The organism is Amycolatopsis orientalis DSM 43388 (assembly GCF_000411975.1).
Lineage (GTDB): Bacteria > Actinomycetota > Actinomycetes > Mycobacteriales > Pseudonocardiaceae > Amycolatopsis > Amycolatopsis orientalis_D.
In genome coordinates this window covers 24794-31909 of record NZ_ASXG01000104.1, presented here as the reverse complement: position 1 = coordinate 31909, position 7116 = coordinate 24794, and the positions used below count along the sequence as shown (strand labels likewise).

At 70.5% G+C, this 7116-nt stretch carries 8 protein-coding genes; 4 read left to right on the top strand and 4 right to left on the bottom strand.

The genetic code is table 11. From position 1 onward, the window contains the following. Nucleotides 1-460 precede the first annotated feature (460 nt). The 3 genes from L942_RS20495 to L942_RS20485 are packed head-to-tail and all read right to left on the bottom strand — an operon-like array spanning nucleotide 461 to nucleotide 2904. Nucleotides 461-679 carry a hypothetical protein gene (locus tag L942_RS20495; RefSeq protein WP_037362754.1) on the bottom strand — a complete coding sequence of 73 codons (219 nt, stop codon included), beginning with the start codon at nucleotides 677-679 and terminating at the stop codon, nucleotides 461-463. Nucleotides 680-687: 8 nt separating this feature from the next. Continuing rightward, nucleotides 688-1797: a fatty acid desaturase family protein gene (locus L942_RS20490; RefSeq protein ID WP_037362751.1), complete on the bottom strand. Its 1110-nt coding sequence runs from the start codon at nucleotides 1795-1797 to the stop codon at nucleotides 688-690. Between the two features lie 18 nt (nucleotides 1798-1815). Continuing rightward, nucleotides 1816-2904, bottom strand: coding sequence for a ferredoxin reductase (locus L942_RS20485; protein WP_037362748.1), 1089 nt, complete (start codon nucleotides 2902-2904; stop codon nucleotides 1816-1818). A 93-nt stretch (nucleotides 2905-2997) separates the two neighbouring features. Between L942_RS20485 and L942_RS20480 the strand changes: the two genes are divergently transcribed. From L942_RS20480 to L942_RS20470, 3 genes are read left to right on the top strand one after another with little or no spacing between them, the layout of a single operon-like run. After that, nucleotides 2998-3675, top strand: coding sequence for a TetR family transcriptional regulator (locus L942_RS20480; protein ID WP_037362746.1), 678 nt, complete (start codon nucleotides 2998-3000; stop codon nucleotides 3673-3675). Nucleotides 3676-3680: 5 nt separating this feature from the next. Continuing rightward, complete coding sequence (locus tag L942_RS20475; protein ID WP_037362762.1) at nucleotides 3681-4082, top strand: VOC family protein; 402 nt, start codon at nucleotides 3681-3683, stop codon at nucleotides 4080-4082. A 45-nt stretch (nucleotides 4083-4127) separates the two neighbouring features. Continuing rightward, on the top strand, nucleotides 4128-4856 hold the full coding sequence (locus L942_RS20470) for a lipoate--protein ligase family protein (protein ID WP_037362743.1): 729 nt from the start codon (nucleotides 4128-4130) through the stop codon (nucleotides 4854-4856). Between the two features lie 100 nt (nucleotides 4857-4956). Here the strand turns inward: L942_RS20470 and L942_RS20465 are convergent, their stop codons facing one another. Beyond that, the gene (locus tag L942_RS20465) at nucleotides 4957-5559 is read right to left on the bottom strand and encodes an Lsr2 dimerization domain-containing protein (protein WP_037362740.1); all 603 of its coding nucleotides are present in this window, start codon (nucleotides 5557-5559) and stop codon (nucleotides 4957-4959) included. Between the two features lie 145 nt (nucleotides 5560-5704). Here L942_RS20465 and L942_RS20460 point away from each other — a divergent pair, with 145 nt between their 5' ends. Continuing rightward, the gene (locus tag L942_RS20460; protein ID WP_037362737.1) at nucleotides 5705-7099 is read left to right on the top strand and encodes a dihydrolipoyl dehydrogenase family protein; all 1395 of its coding nucleotides are present in this window, start codon (nucleotides 5705-5707) and stop codon (nucleotides 7097-7099) included. The last annotated feature ends 17 nt before the right edge of the window (nucleotides 7100-7116 follow it).

Sequence of the window (7116 nt, the reverse complement as noted above, 5' to 3'; positions counted from 1 at the left end):
CTTGTCAAGGCGGGAAAGCGTGCCTTGACAAGCACCCACCGCCCGCAGGGAGGCTTCGTATCGGGGTGCAGGGCGGGGGCTGGGTGCCTCGAGGGGTGGGTGCAGTGGCTGCGGTTTATGGGGTGGTGCGCGGTTCGGGTGGGTTGGTCAGCGGGAGGGGCTGGGTGCCTCGAGAGGTGGGTGCAGTGGCTGCGGGTTTGTGGTCGGCCTTGCGCCCGAAGGTGTGATTGGGTGCGGGGGGATGCGCCGAAATGCCGCGTTTGGTGCGGGGAATGCACTGAACGCGGCGTTGGGTGTGGGGCGCACCCAAGCCCGCATCGGCGGCGTCGCGGGCGGGCGGCGGGCGGGAGTGGTCCGTGAAGGGCCCCTTGAGGGAATCTAAGTCCGTGAAGGGGCCCCTCACGGCCGGGTGGCGCCGTGAGGGTTCCTCACGAGCGCCTGCCGAGCGGGTGGAGCGAAGTCAGTCTGTTTCTGGCGGTTGGGTCAGGCGGGCTTCGTCTTCCTTCGCGCGTTGCGCTGCTTCGCGCATTTCGATCAGGTCCGTGAACCAGTCGCCCGTTTCGCGGGCTATGTCGCGGACCGCGCCGGTGATGATGGTGGCGATGTTGCCGATGTGGGTGGCCGCGGACTCCGTCAGCTCCTGCACGGTGTCCTTGCCACTCTCGAATGGGCCGACCATGGGCTTCCTCAGGCTGCTCGGAGTTGCCGTTCCGGGTCTACGGTAGCGGTCGGGGCCGGTTTCCCGGGGAGGGCCAGCCGCACGATTTTCTTCGCTACCGACCACAGCTGGCGGTGCAGCGGGCCGGTGTTGTAGGGCAGGCCGTAGCGTTCGCAGATTTCGCGCACCTCGGCGGCGATCTGCGGGTAGCGGCGCGCGGGCAGGTCCGGGAACAGGTGGTGCTCGATCTGGTGCGACAGGTTCCCCGACAGAATGTGGAACAGCGGGCCGCCGGTGATGTTCGCCGAGCCCAGGATCTGGCGCAGGTACCACTGGCCGCGCGTTTCGTTCTCGGTCTCTTCCTCGGTGAAGCTTTCCACGTCCGCCGGGAAGTGGCCGCAGAAGATGATCGCGAACGCCCACAGGTTGCGGACCAGGTTCGCGCTCGCGTTGCCCAGCAGCGTCAGCGGCGCCAGCGGGCCGGTGAGCAGCGGGAACAGGACGTAGTCCTTGCCGATCTGGCGCGCGGCCTTGCGGACGATCCGGCGCAGCACCGGCACGTTCTCCGCCCAGGTTCGCTCGCCCTTCACCACCCGGTCCACCTCCAGGTCGTGCAGCATCACGCCCCACTGGAACAGCAGCGCGAGCAGCGTCGCGTACACCGGGTTGCCCAGGTAGTACGGGTGCCACTTCTGCGCCGGGTCCATCCGGAGGATTCCGTAGCCGACGTCGCGGTCCTTGTCGACGATGTTCGTGTAGGTGTGGTGGATGTAGTTGTGCGAGTGCCGCCAGTTCTCCGCCGGCGCGACGGTGTCCCATTCGAAACGCTGCGAGCTCAGCTCCGGGATGCGCGTCCAGTCGTACTGGCCGTGCATCACGTTGTGGCCGATCTCCATGTTGTCCAGGATTTTCGCCGCCGACAGCGCCGCGACGCCGGCCAGCCACGCGGGCGGCAGGAAGCCGGCGAACAGCAGGCCGCGGCCGGTCACCTCCAGCGCGCGCTGGGTTTTGATGATCTTGCGAAGGTACTCGAGGTCGTCCTCGCCGAGGTCGTCGACGATCCGCTGGCGCAGCGCGTCGAGTTCCCGGCCGAACTCCTCGACCTGGGCGGGGGTCAGGCGGTCCTGCAAACCGGTCATGACTGCATCCTCCGGTGGTCAGGCGTCGATTTCGACGTCCCCGACAGGGACGCTGACGCAGAGCTGGATTTCTTCGTTCTCCTCGCCGGAGACCTCGCCGGTCCGGGCGTTGCGGACGCGTCCGGCGGTTTTGAGCTGCGTGCACGAGAAGCAGATGCCCATCCGGCATCCGTGCTCCGGCGTCAGGCCCGCGTCCTCGGCCTGTTCGAGCAGCGGCTTGCCGGAGTTGTCGCACTCCCGGCCGCTGCGGGCGAACCGCACCCGGCCCTCGGCCGCCTCCGCGGCGAAGGGCAACGGCGCTGCGGTGAACTCTTCGGTGTGCAGTTGTGCACTCAACCCTTCGATTTCGAAGAGTTCCCGGGCGGCGGCCATCAACGGAGCGGGGCCGCAGAGGAAGGTCTCGGCCTCGCGGAACCACGGCGCGGCCTTCTCCAGGTGCTCGACGGAGAACAGGCCGTGCAGGTCGCCGCCGCGACGGGCGTGGGTGTGTGCGTGGACCACGCGGAACGCCGGATGCCGCGTGGCGAGTTCGGCCAGTTCGGCGCGGTAGAGCGCGTCCTGCGGAGTGTTCGAATAGTGCAGGAACACGATCTCGCCGGGGTGTCCCTCGGCGACGAGCGTCCGGGCCATCGACAGCACCGGCGTGATGCCGCTGCCGCCGCTCATCAGCAGGATCCGGTCCGGACGCGGCGACGGCAGGGTGAATTCGCCGTCCGCCGGGGAAAGCCCGACCACCGCACCGACCGCGGTCTCCTGCAGATGCCGCGACACCAGCCCCTTCGGGTCGGCCTTCACGGTGAACTCCAGGTCGCCGCTGCCCTGCGCGCCGCACGGCGAGTAGCAGCGGGTCCGGCGCACGCCGTCGATCTCCACCTGCATCCGCACGTACTGCCCGGCGCGGAAGCCCTGCCACGCCCGGCTCGGCCGCACGGTGAAGGTCACGGTGTCCGGCGTCTGATGCCGCACGGCGGTGACGCGGCCGCGGATCTCGCGCCGCACCAGCATCGGGTCGACCAGTTCGAGGTACCGGTCCGCGCCGTGCGGGGTGAGCAGCGCCTCGGCGAGCGAGACGAGCCCGCGCACGCGGCGCGGGAGCAGTGCGGTCATCACCCCTCCAGAAGTTTGAGTGCACAGTCGTACACTGACTAGTGTGGGGGCAAGGCCGGGGGGCCTGTCAACGCGGAAGCGAGGTGATGTGACGTGGGCCATGCGACGATCGCCAGTACGCTGCTCGACGTGTCCGCAGCCGAGGAGCCGGCCGGCCCGGTGAGCCGGCAGGAGCGCAAACAGCGCACCCGTCAGGCGCTGCTCGACGCGGCGCTCGACCTGCTCGCCGACCGGAGTTTCGCCAGCCTCTCGCTGCGCGAGGTCGCGAAGGGCGCGGGCATCGTGCCGACGGCGTTCTACCGGCATTTCTCGTCGATGGAGGAGCTGGGCGTGGCGCTGGTCGAGGAGACCACGCGCACGCTGCGCGGCATGCTTCGCGGCGCGCGGACCGAGCAGAGCGGCTACGGCGGCATGATCCGGGCTTCGGTGCGCACGCTGCACCGGCACGTCCGCGAGCACGAGGACCACTTCCGGTTCGTCACGCGCGAGCGCTACGCCGGAGCCGGCGCGGTGTCCCGGGCGATCGCGGTCGAGATGCGGATGTTCTCCAGCGACCTCGCCCTGGACCTGGCGCGCTTCGATCCGCTGCGCACCTGGCCCACCGAGGACCTGCACCTGCTGGCCGACCTCATCGTCACCGCGATGCTCGGCACGGTCGCCGAACTGCTGGAAATCCGTCCCGGCGACACCGCCGCCGACGAGCGCGTCTTGGCCGCGGCGGAAAAACGGCTCCGGATGATTCTCCTCGGCGTGCCGCACTGGCAGCCTTGACGACCATGGATTTCCTGCACCTGACCGCGATCATCGTCGACGACTACGACGAGGCGATCGGCTTCTTCACCCGCGCGCTGGGATTCGACCTGGTCGAGGATTCCCCGTCGCGGACCAACGACGGCCGCCCCAAACGGTGGGTGGTCGTCCGCCCGCCCGGCGGCGAAACCGGCATCCTCCTCGCCCGAGCCGACGGCGAGCGCCAGGCCCGCGCGGTCGGCGACCAGCACGCCGGACGCGTCGGGTTCTTCCTGCGCGTGGACGACTTCGAGGCCAGTTGCCGGCGGATGGCCGACGCCGGCGTCGAGTTTCTCGGCGAACCGCGGACCGAGCCGTACGGCCGGGTAGTCGTGTTCCGCGACATCGCGGGCAACCGCTGGGACCTGCTCGGACCGGCCGTCTCCTGAGCCTGCTCTACGATCCCGAAGTCCAGCTGATCGTGGAGGAACGCTATGCCGAGCGGGTCGGAAGTCCGGGCCGAATTCGCCGACCCAGCCGAAAACCTGGCGTTCGACGAAGCCCTGCTGCGCGAGGGCCCGCCGGGTCCGGTGGTGTGGCTGTGGCGGAACCCGGTGTGCGTCGTCGTCGGCCGCGGCCAGCGCATCGCCCGCGAAGTCCGCGTCGAAGACTGTGCGCGCGACGGCGTTCCGGTGCTGCGCCGAGCCAGCGGCGGCGGGACGGTGTTCCACGACCCGGGCAATCTCAACGTGACGCTCGTGCTTCCCGGACCCGCGCCGCGTCCGCTGGAAATGCTCGGACTCGTGATGTCCGCCGCGGTGGAGAAACTCGGCCTCCCGGCCCGGATCGGCGACCGCGGGATCTTCGTCGGCGACGCGAAACTGTGCGGCTTCGCGGTGTTCCGGACCAAGGACGTGCTGCTGGCGCATTCGACGTTGCTGGTCGACACCGACGCCGCGCGCGTCGGCGCGTACCTCACCGGCCCGCCGCCGGACCCCAAACCGCTGGATTCGCACCGGAGCAAGGTCGCGTCCCTGCTCGACCACGGCGTGCGGCTGCCGCTGGCGGAAGTGGAAGACACCGTCCGCGCGGCCGCGGCGGGACTGCTCGGCCCGCTCCCTCCGCGCGAGCCGACGGCGGGGGAGTTGGCACGGCAGCGGGCATTGCTCTGGAGCCGCTACGAATACCCGCAGTGGCACGCCGAGGGACGCCAGCGCTCGTAATCGCCTTGCCTGACCGGCACATTCGGGCACCCTGGCCGAGATGCCGGGACGGGCTCCTCGCCGGAATCAGATTCCCGCAAGGAGCCCTTCCCGGAACGGATCAGTTGCCGGGAGCGGAGAACAGGACCTGCGGCACGGCGCTGGCAGCCCGGCGACGCGGCTTGGCCGGCGCCGGAGCGGCGGTCTTCGCGGGTGCGGCAGGTGCGGGCGCGGCCTTCGCGGTCGCCTTAACGGTCGCGGTCTTCGCGGTCTTCGCCTTCGCAGCGGCGGGAGCCTTGACCGCAGTGGCCTTCGTGGACTTTGTCGCGGTCTTGGTCGCCGCCGCGCTTGCCGACTTGGCGGTGGTCTTGGCCGCCGCGGTCTTGGCGGGCGCCTTGCGCGCGCCACTCGTTCGGGCAGTCTTGGCGGCGGCAGTCTTCTTGCCAGCAACGGCTTTTCCGGCCTTGCCAGCCGCGACGGCCTTCTCCGCGGCCGGCTTGGCCTCGGCCTTCTTCGCTCCGGCGACGAGCCGCGGCCGCAGCTTCCGGCCGCCCGTCCGGCGGCCGGCCTTGGCGTAGCGCTCCAGCAGCCGCCGCAGCGCCGCCGCGTTGCGGGCGCCCAGGTCGATGTCGTACTCGACGCCGTCCAGCGCGAACGCGACGGTCTCGGCCGCGCGTCCTCCGGTCAGGTCGTCGAGAGTGCGGACAGCAGTGTTCCTCGCCATGGGAGCCTCCCGTGCTCGATCGTGGTCGTGCGTGCAACCGGCACGGCGACGACCCGGATTTCGCGGTGCCGCCGGTTTCTTGCAGCTCTCGTACGAGAATACCGGCAGGCTTGCGCGAACCCGCGCGGTGGTGTGCGCTGTCCGCATGGCAGCAGAGACTTTCGACGTCGTGGTCGTCGGGGCGGGTCCGGTCGGGGAAGTGGCCGCCGAACGGGCCGCCAAGGGCGGGCTCAAGGTGGCCCTGATCGAACACGAACGGTTCGGCGGGGAGTGTTCGTACTGGGCGTGCATTCCGAGCAAGGCCTTGCTGCGCCCGGGAAACCTGCTCGCCGCGGCCAAGCGGATGCCCGGCGTGCCGATCGGCGACGCGCTCGACGCGGAGAAGGTGCTCGCGCGCCGCGACTGGTTCACCGGCAAGGGAGACGACTCCGGCCAGATCGAATGGGCGCGGGGCGCGGGACTCGAACCCGTGCGCGGCTACGGCCGGATCAGCGGCGAACGAGAGGTCACGCTCGACGACGGCCGCGTTTTCGCCGCGCGGCACGCGGTGATCGTGTGCACCGGCAGCGTCCCGCGCACGCCGAAGATTCCCGGTCTGGACACCATCAAGCCGTGGGGTTCGCGGGAAGCGACCTCGGCGACCGAGGTTCCCGGACGCCTCGGCGTCCTCGGCGGCGGCGTGGTCGGCGTGGAGATGGCGCAGGCGTGGGCCCGGCTCGGCGCGCGCGTCGACTTCGTGATCAGCGGCGAACGCCCGCTGCCGCGGCTGCCGGAGTTCGCCGGCGACCTGGTGCTGGCGGGCTTGCGCGAGGCGGGGGTTCGGGTGCACGCCAGCTCGGGCTTGAGCGAAGTGTCCAGTGTGGACGGTGGGACGCGGCTGAAGCTGTCCGGCGGCGAGGAGATCGCGGTCGACGAACTCCTGGTCGCCACCGGCCGCGCTCCGGCGACCAGTTCGATCGGGCTGGACGTGCTGGGACTGCCCACCGACCGTCCGCTCGAGGTGGACGAGAGCGGCCGAGTGTCCGCTGTGGAGGGTGGCTGGCTGTACGCGGCGGGCGACGTCACCGGTCGCGCTTTGCTGACCCACCAGGGGAAATACGCCGCTCGCGTCGTGGGGGACGCGGTCGCCGCCCGGGCTCGCGGCGAGGAGATCTCGACCGAGCCGTGGAGCCGCTACAGCGCGACCGCCGATCACCACGCGGTTCCGCAAGTGGTGTTCACCGACCCCGAGGTGACGTCCGTCGGCCTGACCGAGGCCCGCGACGGATCCGCGGACCGGGTGGTGGACATCGACATCGCGGTCGCCGGTTCTTCCCTGCACGCAGACGGGTACCAGGGCAAGGCGCGCATGGTCGTGGACCCCGAACGCGGGGTCGTGCTAGGCGTCACGTTCGTCGGCCAGGATGTGGCGGAACTGCTGCATTCCGCGACGATCGCGGTCGTCGGCGAAGTGCCGCTGGACCGGTTGTGGCACGCGGTCCCGGCGTTCCCGACGATCAGCGAGGTGTGGCTGCGGCTGCTCGAGGCGTACGGGCTCTGAGCTGTCGCTTTCCGGTA

Bases quoted from the DNA above. Each gene is read 5' to 3' on its own strand.
- L942_RS20495 (WP_037362754.1), bottom strand. From the start codon at position 679: ATGGTCGGCCCATTCGAGAGTGGCAAGGACACCGTGCAGGAGCTGACG.
- L942_RS20490 (WP_037362751.1), bottom strand. From the start codon at position 1,797: ATGACCGGTTTGCAGGACCGCCTGACCCCCGCCCAGGTCGAGGAGTTC.
- L942_RS20485 (WP_037362748.1), bottom strand. From the start codon at position 2,904: ATGACCGCACTGCTCCCGCGCCGCGTGCGCGGGCTCGTCTCGCTCGCC.
- L942_RS20475 (WP_037362762.1), top strand. From the start codon at position 3,681: ATGGATTTCCTGCACCTGACCGCGATCATCGTCGACGACTACGACGAG.
- L942_RS20470 (WP_037362743.1), top strand. From the start codon at position 4,128: ATGCCGAGCGGGTCGGAAGTCCGGGCCGAATTCGCCGACCCAGCCGAA.
- L942_RS20465 (WP_037362740.1), bottom strand. From the start codon at position 5,559: ATGGCGAGGAACACTGCTGTCCGCACTCTCGACGACCTGACCGGAGGA.
- L942_RS20460 (WP_037362737.1), top strand. From the start codon at position 5,705: ATGGCAGCAGAGACTTTCGACGTCGTGGTCGTCGGGGCGGGTCCGGTC.